We start from the raw sequence: 14,642 nt of genomic DNA on the forward strand, positions 1-14,642 counted from the left end.
CGCGCCTCAGCTGGCCTCATCCAGAAGAGCCAGAACCTCGTCCTGCCCTTCGTTCTGCTTTTTCTTGAGCTTCTTGACCTCGCGCTCAAGCTTGCGCACTTCGCTTTTCTTGGCGGTCGCGTCGCGGCGGTGTTTGTGCTCGCGCAGCCATTCCCAGAGAAAACCGATGATCAGCCCCGCAACCACGCCGCCCAGCACAACAAGGAACAGCGGCAATGTCGTGTTGAAGTTAAAGCCCAGCAGCTCGGCAATCGCGTCTGGCATAAGCTTCAGCTCTACCAACTCGCGGTTGGCAAGCGAGATGGAGATGAGGGCGATTCCGAGGATCGCCAGAAAAGCATATCGAAGGTAGCGCATCATGGCTTAGGCTTTACCGTTCAAACGATCCCTTAGCAACTTGCCAGTCTTGAAAAACGGAACGCATTTTTCTTCGACCTGAACGGTCTCGCCGGTTCTGGGATTGCGGCCGACGCGGGCGTCGCGCTGTTTTACCGAAAAGGCGCCAAATCCGCGCAGCTCAACCCGGTCTCCCCGGGCCATCGCATCCGTTACTTCTTCGAACACGGTATTCACGATCCGTTCGACGTCACGCTGATAAAGATGCGGGTTCTCGTCGGCAATTTTCTGAATCAGTTCTGAACGGATCATGTGCGTTACCCTCCCAGGCGACCGGTTAACCATGTCTATTATTCTGAACAGTATAGAAAAAAACTCGGTTCGGGGGAACGTAAACTCTGTGTGCGAAGCCTTCATTTTCCTGCAAAGTCGCGCGATTTTTTGCTTGTTGGCGTAATTTCCGCGCCTAATGCGCAGGCCTGTGCCGCAATAACCCCAAAAATCGGAACATATTGATTCGCAACAAAAACGGCCCCGCGCTGATGCGCGGGGCCGTAATTCCGGCTTGAACTGAAGCCCGGGACTTAGTCGCCCGATTTCAGCGCAGCACCCAGGATATCGCCCAGCGATGCGCCCGAGTCGGACGAGCCGTACTGCTCGACGGCTTCTTTCTCTTCGGCGATCTCGCGTGCCTTGATCGACAGGCCCAGACGGCGGGTCTTGCTGTCGACGTTGGTGACGCGGACGTCGACCTTGTCACCGACCGAGAAACGCTCGGGGCGCTGTTCGGCACGGTCACGGCTCAGGTCCGAACGGCGGATGAAGGACTTCATGCCTTCATACTCGACCTCGATGCCGCCATCCTCGATCGCAGTCACTTCGACGGTGATGACCGAGCCACGCTTCACGCCGCCTACGGCTTCGGCGAACTTGTCGCCGCCCAGGGCTTTGATCGACAGCGAGATACGCTCTTTTTCCACGTCAACTTCCGAAACGACGGCCGAAACCATATCGCCTTTGCGGTAGTTCTGGATGGCATCCTCGCCACGCTCGTCCCATGACAGGTCCGACAGGTGAACCATGCCGTCGATGTCGCCGTCGAGGCCAATGAACAGACCGAATTCGGTGATGTTCTTGACTTCGCCTTCGACCTGCGTGCCCTCGGGGTGCGTTTCTGCAAACACTTCCCACGGGTTGCGCTGAGTCTGCTTCAGGCCCAGAGACACGCGACGCTTGGCGCCGTCGATTTCCAGAACCATGACGTCGACTTCCTGGCTGGTCGAAACGATCTTGCCGGGGTGGACGTTTTTCTTGGTCCAGGACATCTCGGACACGTGCACCAGACCTTCGACACCCGCTTCCAGCTCGACGAACGCGCCGTAGTCGGTGATGTTGGTGACGCGACCCTGATGGACCGAGCCCAGCGGGTATTTCGCAGCAACCAGATCCCACGGATCTTCCTGCAACTGCTTCATGCCCAGGCTGATGCGGTGGGTCTCCTTGTTGATCTTGATGACCTGAACCTTGATGGTTTCGCCAATCGTCAGGATCTCGGACGGGTGGTTCACACGGCGCCATGCCATGTCGGTGACGTGCAGCAGGCCGTCAACGCCGCCCAGGTCAACAAATGCACCGTATTCAGTGATGTTCTTGACAACACCCTCGACGGTCTGACCTTCGGACAGGTTGCCGATGACTTCGGCACGCTGCTCGGCGCGCGATTCTTCCAGGATTGCGCGACGCGACACAACGATGTTGCCACGGCGGCGGTCCATTTTCAGAATCTGGAACGGCTGTTTCAGACCCATCAGCGGGCCAGCGTCGCGCACGGGGCGAACGTCAACCTGCGAACCGGGCAGGAACGCAACTGCGCCACCCAGATCGACGGTGAAGCCACCTTTGACGCGGCCAAAGATTGCACCTTCGACGCGCTGGTCGTCGGCATATGCTTTTTCCAGACGGTCCCATGCCTCTTCACGGCGGGCCATCTCGCGCGAGATGACGGCTTCGCCACGGGCGTTTTCTGCGGCGCGCAGGTAAACTTCGACCTCGTCGCCTACAGCGATTTCAGGGGCTTCGCCGGGATTTGCGAATTCTTTCAGATCAACGCGGCCTTCCATTTTGTAGCCTACGTCGATGATGGCTTGGCCGGCTTCGATCGCCAGAACTTTGCCTTTGACAACAGAACCCTCTTCGGGCGTGTCCATTTCGAAGCTTTCATTCAGGAGGGCTTCGAATTCCTCCATGGATGTGTTAGCCATGTGGCGTTGTTTTCCTTTACATACGTTTTTGCTGGCCGAGCGGTTGTCTCCGCCGGTCTTGTTTCATGATGTCTGACTGCGTGACCCGGGGCGCATCCGATTACACAAACACAAAGGGCCGAGGTGACCCGGCCCTGCTCAGATACGTCATCCGGACGTTAACCGCCCTTGTTCAGACGCGTGCTCTATAACGGGTTGGTCGTTGCCCCGCAAGTCGAAAGCAGTTTTTACATCCAATGCCGCCGATCCTGCCCGCTTCACGTTGGCTTGATCCTGCGCCGGACATGTTGCGCCCGTACAGGTGACACGGCACATCTGTTACAATCCAATAGCGAACCGGAGCGATTTGGCCATGGAAGATTTCAATCTCATAGTCGCGCAGCAGCCTCAATGGCTTCAGATCTGGTTGAATATCCTTGGGTTCGGCGCGTTCCTGTTGCCGATCGCATTGCTGATCTGGCGGCAAACCCGCCTGGTCGCCGTTGCGACCGTTGCAAGCAGTGTTTTGGCGGGGGCAGGTGTGATGCTGATCTTCAGCCAACTCGGCTATGTGCGCCTCATGGGCCTTGGGCATATCGTTTTCTGGACCCCGCTGGCCTTCTATCTTTGGAAACAACAGGCGCGCTCTGAGATATTGACGGCACCCAGTTGGATTATCCGGGTTATCCTTTTGGTCATCGCGATCTCGCTGGCGTTCGACTATGTGGACGTCGTCCGGTACTTGCTGGGTGATCGAAGGCCGGTCGCTGTCCCGTCCTGACAGTCGCGCTGCCCGCTAGATTTCCTCGCCCTTTTTCAACAGTTCCTCGATCAGCTCGCGCTGAAGGTTGCCACTGTCACCACCGTCGAATTGCTGACCGCCGCTGGAGTAGAGCGAGCCATAGGTCTTGGCAATGTTAACCGTTTGAGCCAGCCCCGAGATCAGCTGATCCTTTTTCAACGGCGAAAGCGGATGAATGAACGCAGCCCATACCGTCCCGTTGGCAATCGCATAGCGCGCATCCAATGTGGTGTCGAAATTGGCCTGCATCATCCGTTGCATGTCTTCGTCGGTCAGGCCCTCGGCGCTGCGGATCGGGACCATGGCGCGCATCCGGTCGGCGCTGGAGTCCGTAATGATCAGGACCCGAACATCCGAAACTGTCAGTTGAAAACCCGGGCCGCTTGGCTGCGCGTCGGGATCAAGGGCAAAGAGGATCTTGCCCAGACGTTCATAGTTCATCGGCGGCTCGGATTCCTGGGCGGCCAGCCCTCCGGCCAGAAATATCAGTATCAGGGCTAGTCGGATCATGGCATCACTCCTGCACGGTACGGGTTCACAATAGGAACCCTTCTGTCCCCTGACCAAACAAAGCTTGGTGAGGACTACCTCCTGCACCTCCGCATCTTTGTACGATCTGCAAGGTTTACCGGCCTTCCTGCGATAGCTCGTTCAGACATTGGCCCCTAACTTTGTGTCAGCGGTTGGCAGTGCGGCCAACCCGAACCTGAACATGGAAGGAATTAACAATGAAATCCCTGGTCCTGACCACCCTGATCGCGACCCTGCCCCTGATCGCGGCCCCGGCATTTGCCGCGGACGAGATCAATGTCTCGAACGGCATTTCAGCGGCGGGTGCTCCGCTGGCGGCGCATGGCGTCGATCTGGTTGCGCTGGTCAATGACGGCAACCCGGTCGAAGGGTTTGCCACGCATTCCGCCACTTATGACGGCGCGTCCTACTACTTCACCAGTGCTACAAACCGCGAGGCGTTCGAGGCCAATCCCGCAGCTTATCTGCCGCAACATGGCGGGTTCTGCTCGTTCGGGGTGTCGGTGGGCAAAAAGTTTGACGGCGACCCGGATCAGTATCTGGTTTCCGACGGCAAACTGTATCTGTTCCTGAACGCCGAAACCCGCGCTGCGTTTTTGAAGGACGTGGCGGCCACGTCGCAAACGGCCGACGATCAGTGGGCAAAAATCAAGACCATCGCCGTTGGCGAGCTGTAATCTCTGGTCCCGCGGCGCTATGGCGTCGCGGGTGCCTTCCCTTCGATAACCTCAATGGCCTGCGCTAGGGCTGCTGCGATGCTCAACTCCGACGTATCCAGCAACACCGCATCAACCGCAGGTATCATGGGCGCAGTACTGCGCGCGGCATCCCGTTCGTCACGCTCACGCACATCGGCCAGAACCTGTTCGCGCGTCACGTCAGCACCTTTGCCCGTCAGTTCAAGAAACCGACGCTCGGCCCGTACCTCGGCGCTGGCCGTGACAAACAGTTTCACCTCTGCGTCCGGGCAAATCACCGTACCGATATCGCGCCCGTCCAGCACGGCACCTGCCGCACGGCGGGCAAAGGCGCGCTGGAAATCCACCAGCGCCGCGCGAACCTCGGGGATCACCGCGACCTTGGACGCCACCTGCGCAATCTCAGCCGTTCGCAGATCGCCCTGCTCCAACTCCTCGGCCGTCAGTGCCTGTGCCGCCTGCACAGGCTGCATCCCGTCCAATGTGCGCCGGCCAACGGCACGATACAAAAGCCCAGTGTCCAGATGCGCAAATCCGAAATGCGCCGCGACCGCTTTCGAGATCGTGCCCTTGCCCGCGGCCGCAGGACCGTCGATGGCAACCGTAAAACTCATGTACGTTCGACACGGGCACCCAGCCCGGCCATCAGCGGTTCAAAGATCGGGAAGGATGTCGCGATCGGACCGCCGTCATCCACCGCGACAGGAGATTTCGCGCCCATGCCCATCACCATGAACGACATCGCAATGCGGTGATCCAGAAAGCTTTCGCAGGTGCCGCCACCGGGGACATTGCCGATGCCCAGCCCTTCGACCGACCACCATTCTTCGCCATCTTCGACCGCCACGCCGTTGGCGCGCAGCCCGCGCGCCATGGCATCGATCCGGTCGCTTTCTTTGACGCGCAACTCCTTCACGCCGCCCATCATCGTGGTGCCGGTGGCGTTTGCCGCGACCACAGACAAAACCGGGTATTCGTCGATCATCGAGGCGGCGCGCTCGGGCGGGACATTGATCCCCTTCATGTTGGGCGAGTATTTCGCGCGCAAGTCGGCAACCGGCTCTCCACCCTCTTCGCGTTCGTTTTCATACGTCAGATCCGCGCCCATCTCGCGCAGCGTGGTGAACAGCCCCGCACGCGTCGGGTTCAGGCCGATACCCGGCACCAGCACATCCGAACCGGGCGTGATCAACGCGGCACAGACCGGGAAAGCCGCGCTGGATGGATCGCGCGGTACGGCGATGACCTGCGGTTTCAGTTCGGGGCGACCTGTCAGGGTGATCACCCGGCCCTCATCCGTATCCTCGACCGTGATCTCCGCACCGAACCCGGCCAGCATCCGTTCCGAGTGGTCGCGCGTTGCTTCCTTCTCGATCACCACGGTCTTGCCGGGGGCATTGAGACCGGCCAGCAGCACAGCGGATTTCACCTGTGCCGAAGGAACCGGCACCTCGTAACGCACCGACACTGGTTCAGCAGCGCCAACGATGGTCATCGGCAAGCGCCCGCCCGAACGGCCGACCGATTGCGTGCCGAACAGTGCCAGCGGATCCGTGACCCGCGCCATCGGGCGTTTGTTCAGGCTGGCGTCACCTGTAAACGTCGCCGAAATCGGAGAAGTCGCCATCGCGCCCATGATCAGCCGCACGCCGGTGCCGGAGTTTCCGCAGTCAATCACCTGATCCGGCTCGGCAAACCCGCCGACGCCAACGCCATGCACGGTCCATTCGCCGTTGCCGTGATCGGTGACCTCGGCCCCAAAGGCGCGCATGGCCTTGGCGGTATCCAGAACGTCTTCGCCCTCCAGCAGGCCCGAGATCCTTGTCTCACCCACTGCCATCGCGCCGAGGATCAGCGACCGGTGCGAGATCGACTTGTCACCAGGCACCTCGGCCGTGCCGGTCAGCGGGCCGCAGGGATGCGAGGTCATCGGGATGGGCGTGCCGTGTCCGGACATGGGGGCTCCTTTTGCGCTATCAGTGCTCAAGCCGATTAGCGAATTGGCGCCGGTTGGTCCAGCGGCAAAGGGTTGGCAACATGCCGCTTTGGAAAAACTATCGGGTTATTCTGTGCGCAACTTCGATGCTGCGGTATGATGGTACCAATTGTTTTGAATGTTTCAGTCCAAGAACAAAATTCGAAGGAACACGTCATGACGGATGTCTGGTCCCTGATGGCCCAAGGGCCCCGAGAGCTTTTTCACCCCAAGGACCCGTTTCGCCCCGAAAGCAAGATCGAACAAAGACTGGCATTTCTTGTGGGGCTGGTCGCCTTCGGTCTGCCGGTCATACTGGCCGCCGGCGCGGTGTTCGGCGGAAGCTGCTTTCGCGACAGCATCAGCCATTTCTACTATGCGCAGTTCCTGGGGGCGGTCTTTGTTGGCCTGCTGTGTTTCGTGGGCGGGTTTCTGATTGCCTATACCGGTGAGACCTTTTTCGAAGACACGCTCAGCAGCGTCGCCGGTGTCGGGGCCTTCACCGTGGCTTCCGTCCCAACATTGGGTACCGGATGTGAAAACCCCGCCACGTTTCTGTCCCGCGTCTTTGTCCAAGTGACCAATGGCGACCCGATCACCGTGGCCGAGGCCCCGCATCAGGGGTTCTTCAACCTGTTCAGCACCGCCAGCAACTGGCACATGGTGGCCGCGGGCATTCTGTTCATCTACCTCGGCCTCTACTGCCTGATTGTCCTGCGGCGGGTGGTTCCGGAACGGCATGAGAAAAACGGCGTGCTGATTGAAAGCAAACGCCAGCGCAATCAGCTATACAGCATCTGCGGGCTGGTCATTCTGGCCTGCGTTGCGTTGCTGTTTCTCAAAAGCAGGATCGGCGGACCGGGTTTCCTTGACTGGTGGAACAGCCTGAACCTGACATTCTTTTTCGAAGCTGTCGCGCTGTGGGCCTTTGGAATTGCCTGGTTTGCCAAGGGGCGCATGTTCCCCTCGCTCAACGACGGTTAACCAAGGCGCCGGAACGTCAGATAATGCGGGGTCCGCCCTTCGCGCAGGGCTTTTTGTTCATAACGAGTTGAAATCCAGTCATCCCACGGCTCGCGCCAGTCTGCCGGGCGCTCGGCCAACCATTCGAATCCGGCGCGGGGCACTTCTTCAAGAGTCTGACGGACATAATCGGGGATGTCGGTCGCAACGCGGAAGATCGCCCCCGGTTTCAGAATACGGGCCAGCGGTTCCAGATGCTCGGGCGTCACGAACCGGCGGCGGTGGTGCCGCGTCTTCGGCCAGGGGTCAGGATACAGCAGAAATGCGCGCGAGATGCTGGCCCTAGGCAACACATCAAACAGGTCGCGTGCGTCCCCGGGATGCACGGCCAGGTTTTCCACCGCGGCCTTGCGGATCTTGCCCAGCAGCATGGCCACACCATTGATATAGGGTTCGGCCCCGATGATGCCGATATCGGGGTTGCTGGCGGCCTGATGCACAAGATGTTCACCGCCGCCAAAACCGACCTCAAGCCAGACGTCCTTGCCGCCGAACAGCGTCTGCAGGTCCAGCGGGTGACGTTCGGGATTGGTGTCCCAGTCCACCGCTCCGGGTGACAGCGCGTCGAGGTCTTCGTTCAGATACGTCTTTTGACTCTGCTTCAGGGCTTTGCCCTTAAAGCGGCCATAGAAGTTTCTGCGGGGGCGTTGTGGTGTCTGGGTGCTCATGGCGGAGCCCATACTGCGCAGGGTGCAACGTTGCAACCCCGGCGCAGGATCGAAAAAAGCGCGCCGGTTTCGGCGCGCCCGGTTTTCGTTCAGATCAGACCGCCGCTTTCAGCGCGTCGGCCAGATCGGTGCGTTCCCAGCTGAACCCGCCATCGGCCTCTGGCTGGCGGCCGAAATGGCCATATGCTGCCGTGCGCTGATAGATTGGCTTGTTCAGTTCCAGATGCTGACGAATACCGCGCGGTGTCAGATCCATCACCTGGCCAACGGCTTTTTCAATCGCCGCGTCCGCAACCTGACCGGTGCCATAGGTATCGGCATAGATCGACAGCGGTTTGGAAACGCCAATCGCATAGCTCAGCTGAATGGTGCAGCGTTCGGCCATGCCCGAGGCAACCACGTTCTTTGCCAGATAGCGCGCCGCATAAGCCGCCGAACGGTCAACTTTGGTCGGGTCTTTGCCCGAGAAGGCACCGCCGCCATGAGGTGCCGCGCCGCCATAGGTGTCCACGATGATCTTTCGCCCGGTCAGGCCCGCATCTCCGTCCGGGCCGCCGATGACGAATTTACCGGTGGGGTTCACATGCCATTCGGTGTTGGCGGACAGCCAACCGTCAGGCAGCGTTTCACGAATATAAGGCTCGACGATGTCGCGGATGTCGTCCGAGGTCAGCGCCTCGTCCAGATGCTGGGTCGACAGCACGATCGAGCTGACACCGACGGGCTTGCCGTCCTGATAGATCACCGAGAGCTGAGATTTCGCATCCGGGCCAAGCGCGGGCTCGGATCCGTCTTTGCGCACTTCGGCCAGACGGCGCAGGATCGCATGTGAATACTGGATCGGTGCCGGCATCAGAGTGGGCGTTTCGGTGGTCGCGTAGCCGAACATGATGCCCTGATCCCCGGCTCCTTCGTCCTTGTTGTCCGCGGCATCAACGCCCTGCGCGATATGGGCGGATTGCTCGTGCAGCAGGTTCGTCACCTCGACCGTTTCGTGGTGGAACTTGTCCTGCTCGTACCCGATATCCTTGATACAGGCGCGCGCGATCTCGTCGATACGGCCCATGTAATCATGCAGTTTGTCCTGATCCGACAGACCCACCTCACCACCAATCACAACACGGTTGGTTGTTGCAAAGGTTTCGCAGGCCACGCGTGCTTCGGGTTCTTCGTTCAGAAAGGCGTCAAGGACGGCATCGGAAATCCGGTCGCAAACCTTATCCGGGTGCCCTTCGGAAACGGACTCCGAAGTGAAAATGTAGTTCTGTCGGGACATGAATGTGCTCCATTAAGATTTTCCCATCACGCCAGGAAGCCGTTGTGACAGGCATCCGAGGGGATACGCGCGCAGTTAGACGGGGTCAATCGGTAATTAAACACGTCGTTGCCGGGCGTTGCGCCAAAGCAGCGCAAACAGGGTCAGAAGCACGGCAAAGACCGGCAAATCACCAATCCGCGCGTAGAAGGTTGGGGCCAGTGGGGCCGGCAGTTTCGCGTCGATGAACCCGGTCTGCCCCAAGGCCAGTTTCTTTGTGACGCGCCCCAACGGGTCGATCATGGCCGACACCCCGGTATTGGCCGAACGCATCATCGGCAGCCCCTGCTCGATCGCGCGCATCCGGGCCTGCGCCAGATGCTGATACGGGCCCGACCGGGTGCCGAACCACGCGTCATTGGTGATTTGCAGCAGGAAATCCGCCCGCTCCGGGGCCGACAGCACGTCCTGTGTAAAGACGGCCTCATAACAGATCAGCGGCAGCGCCTTGCCCAACTTGCCCGCATCCATCAGGGCTGCGCCCGGTCCCGCGCTGAACCCGTTGCCCGTGGTCGCTGCCATCCCGTAGATGCCAAACCGTGCCATCACCTCACCAAAGGGGACATATTCGCCGAAAGGCGCCAGGTGGTGCTTGTCGTATAGCCCCTGTTGCCGGCCCTCTTCGTTCAGATAGATCATCGAGTTGTAGATGCGCGGCCCGTCGCCACGTTGAATGCCAAGGATAACAGGCGTTCCCTGTGCAGCTTCCGCCACCACGTCCAGATACGGCTGCGCACTGCCCAGCCACGCAGGAACCGAGGTTTCGGGCCACACGATCAGGTCGGGACTGGGTAGAGCGGCGGTATACTCAATCTGGCGGGCAAAGAACAACGGGGCATAGTCCGGGTCCCATTTCTGGTGCTGCGGCGCGTTGGGCTGGATCAGGCGAACAACGTGGTCCGTCTCGGAAACGGCCGGACGCGTGGCCGCATAGCCCAGCGCCAGACCGACGAACCCCGCAGTCATCCCAACGGGCAGAGCCCACCCGCAGCGCTGCGCCAGTGCGGCCCCCAAGGGCAGGATTGCCAAAAGCGTCAGCGCTGCCAGACCATACGGTCCGAATAGGGACAGCAGCTGCACAACCGGGCTGTCCACCCAAACCTGTGCCAGTCCGGCCCAGGGAAATCCCGTCAGAACATAGCCCCGCGCAAATTCCGCCAGCGCAATCGCCATCGACAGAAACACAGCCTGCGGCACCGCGCGACCGGCCGGTCGCCGGGCGACCCAGAACGCCAGCGCCCAGAACAGCGCCAGCCCGCCTGCCATAAAGATCAACGCAAACGGCGCCATCCAGGCGTGCCGTTCCGCATCGACCAGAAACGGCTCGATAATCCAGCTCAGAGCGTGAGCGAAATACCCGGTTGCAAAAGCCCACCCCAACCAGGCCGCCTGACCCCGTGTTTCAGTCGACAGAAACAGCGGCGACAGCAGCACCAAAGCCACCAGCGAGGCGGCCCAAATGCCGTAGGGTGCCAGACCAAACGCCGCCAGTGCACCCAGCAGCACCGCCAGTGCCAACTTCAGCCACAAGGGCCAACCCTGAGCAGGGTTCATGCAACGAGATCCGGTAGCATCACACGCAGCCGTTTGATCCGGCGCGGATCGGCATCCATCACCTCAAATTCCGGGCCTTCAGGATGCAATACAACCTCGCCCCGCGCGGGAACGCGGCCGGATAACATGAAAACCAGTCCGCCCAGCGTGTCGATCTCTTCTTCGTCGACATCCTCGTGGCTGGTCAGCGAGCGCCCGATCTCTGCCTCGAACTCTTCCAGCGGGATGCGCGCCTGAACGACGTAGCAGCCGGGCTTTTCCTGAACCCAAAGCTGGCTTTCATCGGCGTCATGCTCATCCGCGATTTCCCCGACAACCTGTTCGATCAGGTCCTCGATCGTCAGCAAGCCATCAACGCCGCCATATTCGTCGATCACCAGCGCCATATGGCGACGCTCGGTCTGCATCTTGGTCAGCAGAACGCCGATCGGCATCGACGGCGGCACGAACAGCAGCGTGCGTAGCATCGATACCAGATCAAACTCTGATGACTTTCCGTTGAACCCATGGGTCAGCGCAAAATCCTTGAGGTGCACGAACCCCAAAGGCGTATCAAGCGTCCCCTCATAGACCGGTATTCGGGAAAGGCCGCTGTCCCGAAACACCTGCGCCAGCTCATCCTTTGTGATGGTCGAGGGCACGGAAACGATCTCGGCCGTGGGAATGGCCACGTCCTCGACCCGCATCCGTCTGAGATTGATCATGCCCCGTGGTTGCGCCATATCGACTTCATGCCCGTTTGCCGCGCCGACCTCCTCGTCGTCATGCGACGAGAATGCGTCCATGAGCCGAGAAAAAAAGCCGGCCTTCTCTTTACCGTGTTCACCGCTGTCCTTTGGTTGCGCGCCATGCGCCGCCATAGAACTGCCGTCTGATTCGCCCATAATCCTGTTCCAAATAACTGGCCTCAAAGGCCCGTGTTAACCATTATATGGGTCATCAATACCCAATTTGCCAAGTATATCGACTTCGACGCTCTCCATCAAAGTGGCGTCGGGGTCACGAATGTGATCATATCCCAGCAAATGCAACAGTCCGTGAACGATCAGATGCGTCACATGATCGTCCATGGGTTTGCCTGCCTCAGCCGCTTCCCGTGCGCATGTCTGGTACGAGATCGCGATGTCACCCAATGCGATTTCGCCGGTAAAGTCCGGCTCGGGCAATGCCGGGGGCTGGCCCGCAACCTCAGTCGCCAGGTCTTCGGCAGGCCAGCTGAGAACATTTGTGGGCGCAGGCTTTTCGCGAAACTCGGCATTCAGTTCAGCGATCCGGGCATCATCACAGGCCAGCAGGCTGATCTCGCACAGATCGAGGTCCAGACCGCAATGCGCCAGCACAGCGCGGACCGCACGCTCGGCCAAAGGCTCCAGCCCCTGCCAGCGCGGCTCTTCGATCGTTATTTCAAGGTTCATGCCAACATGTCCAAAGTTCCGGTACCGGAACCCTAATGCTATCCCGTCTCACGGCCCGAGTCGGCCTCATACGCTTCGATGATGGCGGCGACAAGCGGGTGACGCACGACATCCTTCGACGTGAAATAGTTGAAACTGATATTCGGGATCGTTTTCAACAGCCGTTCCGCGTCTGCAAGGCCCGACTGCACGCCGCGCGGCAGATCGACCTGCGAGCGGTCGCCGGTGATGACCATGCGGCTGCCCTCGCCCAGACGGGTCAGGAACATCTTCATCTGCATGGTGGTGGCGTTCTGTGCCTCATCCAGCACGACAAAGGCATTCGCCAGCGTGCGCCCCCGCATAAAAGCCAGCGGCGCAATTTCGATTCGTTTCTCTTCGATCAGCTTGGCCAGTTGTTTGCCGGGCAGAAAATCGTTCAGCGCGTCATATAGCGGCTGCATATAGGGATCGACCTTGTCCTTCATGTCGCCCGGCAGATAACCCAGTTTTTCACCCGCTTCTACGGCGGGGCGGCTGAGAATGATCCTGTCCACATGCCCACCGATGAACATCGACACCCCAACGGCCACGGCCAGATAGGTTTTACCGGTGCCCGCCGGCCCGATCCCGAAGGCCAATTCATTGTTGAACAGCGATTGAACATACGCCTTCTGCGCATCAGTGCGCGGTTCAACCAACTTTTTGCGGGTCTTGATTTCGACCGTGCCGCCCTTGAACATCTCAAGCTGGTCGCCGTCGCGGCTGCCGGTTCCTTTCTCGGAACCACCCATGCGCAGCTCACGATCCACATCCGCAGCTTCAACGTCGCGGCCACCTTCCAGACGGGTATAAAGCGCCTGAAGCACCTCGATCGCCTGTTTCTGGGCGTCTTCATCCCCCATCACCACCAGCTGGTTGCCGCGGCGCACGATCTGAACGGACAGCTTGTGTTCGATATCGGTCAGGTTGCGGTCATATTCACCGCAAAGATCAATCAACAACCGGTTGTCAGGGAATTCTACAAACGCCTCGCGCTGGGGCATTTCATCTTGCGGTGGGGTCAGGGCACCGATGGCCAATCCGTTCTCCTGTCTTGGCGTTTCATCCCGAGCGTAGACAACAATTCTTGGTGGGCGCAAGCCACAGTTTCAAAATTTCCGCGACGGATGGCAAAACCGCCAGCCCCCGAAAGCGGACCGGTGAAAAATCCCGTTCCGGCACGGAACCTTGCCTGTGTTTCTTGTCAGAATTTGTAGTTCAGGCCAAATCGCAGGCCGCGATAGCGTGGCGTCGACTTGGTCGAAAACCCGTTGTCGAACACAACGTCCTTCGAGTCGAATTGCGCGTATTCATATTCACCCGTGATCGACCAATTCTCACTCAGGCTGTGTTCCGCCCCGATACTTGCCGAAAAGCCCGCCCGTTGATCACTGTCTTCAAACGGCTGAACCGTCGACCCGCTGGACAGGCTGCTTGTCGTCGTGATGTCGCCACGTACATATCCAACCGAAACGAAATATAGAACCGTGCCGCTTTTGTTCGTCAGCCCGTTGCGGAATCGCAGCGACAGCACGTCCGAGATTTCCGATCCGCCATTGACGGTGACACTGCCAATCTGTGTCGAAACATCATCGTCAAGCGATCCGAAATCATACCCGAGTTCGAACCCGTAGACATAGCTGCGCCCGCCCATGGCCGGAAGAACACCGCGCCAGCCACCCCGGATGCCGCCGTAGGAACCGTTCAGATCCAGTTCGCCGATTTCAAAGAGGCCAGTAGAGGTTCTGAGGCCAAACCTGTCGGTACCGCCAGTTGCGTATCCGCCGGACAATCCAAGGTAAAACGCGCTTACATCGCTGCCAAAGCGTTTCGGGCTGGCGACGGGTGGGTCTGAAACGCCCTGATCCAGATTGCCGGCCGCCGTAGCAGTTGAAAGAACCGACGTTGCCGTCACAACGGACAAGGCAAATTTCAAGGTTGATCCAAAGTACCGTTTAAGGATTTTCACTCGCACCCTCCATCGTCCCGACCCGACAGCCGGATCAGCACAGATCTGGATTTCGGGAATGAAAACCTGTCCCCGAAAAAATCTGGTCTTTCTCG

Annotated in this window: 16 protein-coding genes and 1 riboswitch; of the genes, 3 read left to right on the forward strand and 13 right to left on the reverse strand. The window is 59.6% G+C overall.

Annotation, left to right across the window (positions count from 1 at the left end; translation table 11 throughout):
* Nucleotides 1-6: 6 nt before the first annotated feature.
* From ACXAC3_RS17210 to rpsA, 3 genes are all read right to left on the reverse strand, one after another.
* Nucleotides 7-357 (reverse strand): lipopolysaccharide assembly protein LapA domain-containing protein, encoded by a 351-nt coding sequence (locus tag ACXAC3_RS17210; RefSeq protein WP_475163479.1) that lies wholly within the window; start codon nucleotides 355-357, stop codon nucleotides 7-9.
* Between the two features lie 6 nt (nucleotides 358-363).
* On the reverse strand, nucleotides 364-648 hold the full coding sequence (gene ihfB, locus ACXAC3_RS17215; protein WP_037310872.1) for an integration host factor subunit beta: 285 nt from the start codon (nucleotides 646-648) through the stop codon (nucleotides 364-366).
* A gap of 272 nt (nucleotides 649-920) precedes the next feature.
* Nucleotides 921-2,597, reverse strand: coding sequence for a 30S ribosomal protein S1 (gene rpsA / locus ACXAC3_RS17220; RefSeq protein ID WP_475162729.1), 1,677 nt, complete (start codon nucleotides 2,595-2,597; stop codon nucleotides 921-923).
* A 352-nt stretch (nucleotides 2,598-2,949) separates the two neighbouring features.
* Between rpsA and ACXAC3_RS17225 the strand changes: the two genes are divergently transcribed.
* Nucleotides 2,950-3,357, forward strand: a complete 408-nt coding sequence (locus ACXAC3_RS17225; RefSeq protein ID WP_475162732.1) for a hypothetical protein — start codon at nucleotides 2,950-2,952, stop codon at nucleotides 3,355-3,357.
* Between the two features lie 15 nt (nucleotides 3,358-3,372).
* Here ACXAC3_RS17225 and ACXAC3_RS17230 read toward each other — a convergent pair whose 3' ends face one another.
* Nucleotides 3,373-3,888, reverse strand: coding sequence for a hypothetical protein (locus ACXAC3_RS17230; protein WP_475162733.1), 516 nt, complete (start codon nucleotides 3,886-3,888; stop codon nucleotides 3,373-3,375).
* A 218-nt stretch (nucleotides 3,889-4,106) separates the two neighbouring features.
* On the opposite strand from ACXAC3_RS17230, the gene ACXAC3_RS17235 reads away from it, so the two are divergent.
* Entirely contained in the window at nucleotides 4,107-4,586 is a 480-nt protein-coding gene (locus tag ACXAC3_RS17235) for a YHS domain-containing (seleno)protein (protein ID WP_475162734.1), read from the forward strand.
* Between the two features lie 17 nt (nucleotides 4,587-4,603).
* Here the strand turns inward: ACXAC3_RS17235 and ACXAC3_RS17240 are convergent, their stop codons facing one another.
* Both ACXAC3_RS17240 and aroA read right to left on the reverse strand, forming a co-directional pair.
* Nucleotides 4,604-5,221, reverse strand: a complete 618-nt coding sequence (locus ACXAC3_RS17240) for a (d)CMP kinase (protein ID WP_475162737.1) — start codon at nucleotides 5,219-5,221, stop codon at nucleotides 4,604-4,606.
* Nucleotides 5,218-6,564: a 3-phosphoshikimate 1-carboxyvinyltransferase gene (gene aroA / locus ACXAC3_RS17245; protein WP_475162739.1), complete on the reverse strand. Its 1,347-nt coding sequence runs from the start codon at nucleotides 6,562-6,564 to the stop codon at nucleotides 5,218-5,220. The genes ACXAC3_RS17240 and aroA overlap by 4 nt, the downstream gene beginning before the upstream one ends.
* A 195-nt stretch (nucleotides 6,565-6,759) precedes the next feature.
* On the opposite strand from aroA, the gene ACXAC3_RS17250 reads away from it, so the two are divergent.
* Nucleotides 6,760-7,566, forward strand: a complete 807-nt coding sequence (locus ACXAC3_RS17250; RefSeq protein WP_475162740.1) for a hypothetical protein — start codon at nucleotides 6,760-6,762, stop codon at nucleotides 7,564-7,566.
* Here the strand turns inward: ACXAC3_RS17250 and trmB are convergent.
* The 7 genes from trmB to ACXAC3_RS17285 form a co-directional block, all read right to left on the reverse strand.
* A complete protein-coding gene (gene trmB / locus ACXAC3_RS17255) occupies nucleotides 7,563-8,273 on the reverse strand; it encodes a tRNA (guanine(46)-N(7))-methyltransferase TrmB (RefSeq protein ID WP_475162743.1) in 711 nt (236 codons plus the stop codon). The genes ACXAC3_RS17250 and trmB overlap by 4 nt on opposite strands.
* 94 nt (nucleotides 8,274-8,367) lie before the next feature.
* A complete protein-coding gene (metK, locus tag ACXAC3_RS17260) occupies nucleotides 8,368-9,549 on the reverse strand; it encodes a methionine adenosyltransferase (protein ID WP_475162744.1) in 1,182 nt (393 codons plus the stop codon).
* Nucleotides 9,550-9,554: 5 nt separating this feature from the next.
* Nucleotides 9,555-9,603: riboswitch (SAM-SAH riboswitch) on the reverse strand.
* 42 nt (nucleotides 9,604-9,645) lie between these two features.
* Nucleotides 9,646-11,142: an apolipoprotein N-acyltransferase gene (gene lnt, locus ACXAC3_RS17265; RefSeq protein ID WP_475162746.1), complete on the reverse strand. Its 1,497-nt coding sequence runs from the start codon at nucleotides 11,140-11,142 to the stop codon at nucleotides 9,646-9,648.
* Nucleotides 11,139-12,026 carry a hemolysin family protein gene (locus ACXAC3_RS17270; protein ID WP_475162748.1) on the reverse strand — a complete coding sequence of 296 codons (888 nt, stop codon included), beginning with the start codon at nucleotides 12,024-12,026 and terminating at the stop codon, nucleotides 11,139-11,141. Before ACXAC3_RS17270 ends, lnt begins: the two co-directional genes overlap by 4 nt.
* A gap of 36 nt (nucleotides 12,027-12,062) precedes the next feature.
* Nucleotides 12,063-12,557: an rRNA maturation RNase YbeY gene (gene ybeY, locus ACXAC3_RS17275; RefSeq protein WP_475162753.1), complete on the reverse strand. Its 495-nt coding sequence runs from the start codon at nucleotides 12,555-12,557 to the stop codon at nucleotides 12,063-12,065.
* 38 nt (nucleotides 12,558-12,595) lie between these two features.
* Nucleotides 12,596-13,618 carry a PhoH family protein gene (locus ACXAC3_RS17280; RefSeq protein ID WP_475162756.1) on the reverse strand — a complete coding sequence of 341 codons (1,023 nt, stop codon included), beginning with the start codon at nucleotides 13,616-13,618 and terminating at the stop codon, nucleotides 12,596-12,598.
* Nucleotides 13,619-13,782: 164 nt separating this feature from the next.
* Nucleotides 13,783-14,547: an outer membrane protein gene (locus tag ACXAC3_RS17285; protein WP_475162758.1), complete on the reverse strand. Its 765-nt coding sequence runs from the start codon at nucleotides 14,545-14,547 to the stop codon at nucleotides 13,783-13,785.
* Nucleotides 14,548-14,642: the final 95 nt, after the last annotated feature.

The organism is Ruegeria sp. ABV4_181, from assembly GCF_056158465.1.

Bases quoted from the DNA above. Each gene is read 5' to 3' on its own strand.
- lnt (WP_475162746.1), bottom strand. From the start codon at position 11,142: ATGAACCCTGCTCAGGGTTGGCCCTTGTGGCTGAAGTTGGCACTGGCG.
- ACXAC3_RS17240 (WP_475162737.1), bottom strand. From the start codon at position 5,221: ATGAGTTTTACGGTTGCCATCGACGGTCCTGCGGCCGCGGGCAAGGGC.
- ihfB (WP_037310872.1), bottom strand. From the start codon at position 648: ATGATCCGTTCAGAACTGATTCAGAAAATTGCCGACGAGAACCCGCAT.
- aroA (WP_475162739.1), bottom strand. From the start codon at position 6,564: ATGTCCGGACACGGCACGCCCATCCCGATGACCTCGCATCCCTGCGGC.
- ACXAC3_RS17250 (WP_475162740.1), top strand. From the start codon at position 6,760: ATGACGGATGTCTGGTCCCTGATGGCCCAAGGGCCCCGAGAGCTTTTT.
- rpsA (WP_475162729.1), bottom strand. From the start codon at position 2,597: ATGGCTAACACATCCATGGAGGAATTCGAAGCCCTCCTGAATGAAAGC.
- ACXAC3_RS17210 (WP_475163479.1), bottom strand. From the start codon at position 357: ATGCGCTACCTTCGATATGCTTTTCTGGCGATCCTCGGAATCGCCCTC.
- trmB (WP_475162743.1), bottom strand. From the start codon at position 8,273: ATGAGCACCCAGACACCACAACGCCCCCGCAGAAACTTCTATGGCCGC.
- ybeY (WP_475162753.1), bottom strand. From the start codon at position 12,557: ATGAACCTTGAAATAACGATCGAAGAGCCGCGCTGGCAGGGGCTGGAG.
- ACXAC3_RS17235 (WP_475162734.1), top strand. From the start codon at position 4,107: ATGAAATCCCTGGTCCTGACCACCCTGATCGCGACCCTGCCCCTGATC.
- metK (WP_475162744.1), bottom strand. From the start codon at position 9,549: ATGTCCCGACAGAACTACATTTTCACTTCGGAGTCCGTTTCCGAAGGG.
- ACXAC3_RS17225 (WP_475162732.1), top strand. From the start codon at position 2,950: ATGGAAGATTTCAATCTCATAGTCGCGCAGCAGCCTCAATGGCTTCAG.
- ACXAC3_RS17270 (WP_475162748.1), bottom strand. From the start codon at position 12,026: ATGGGCGAATCAGACGGCAGTTCTATGGCGGCGCATGGCGCGCAACCA.
- ACXAC3_RS17230 (WP_475162733.1), bottom strand. From the start codon at position 3,888: ATGATCCGACTAGCCCTGATACTGATATTTCTGGCCGGAGGGCTGGCC.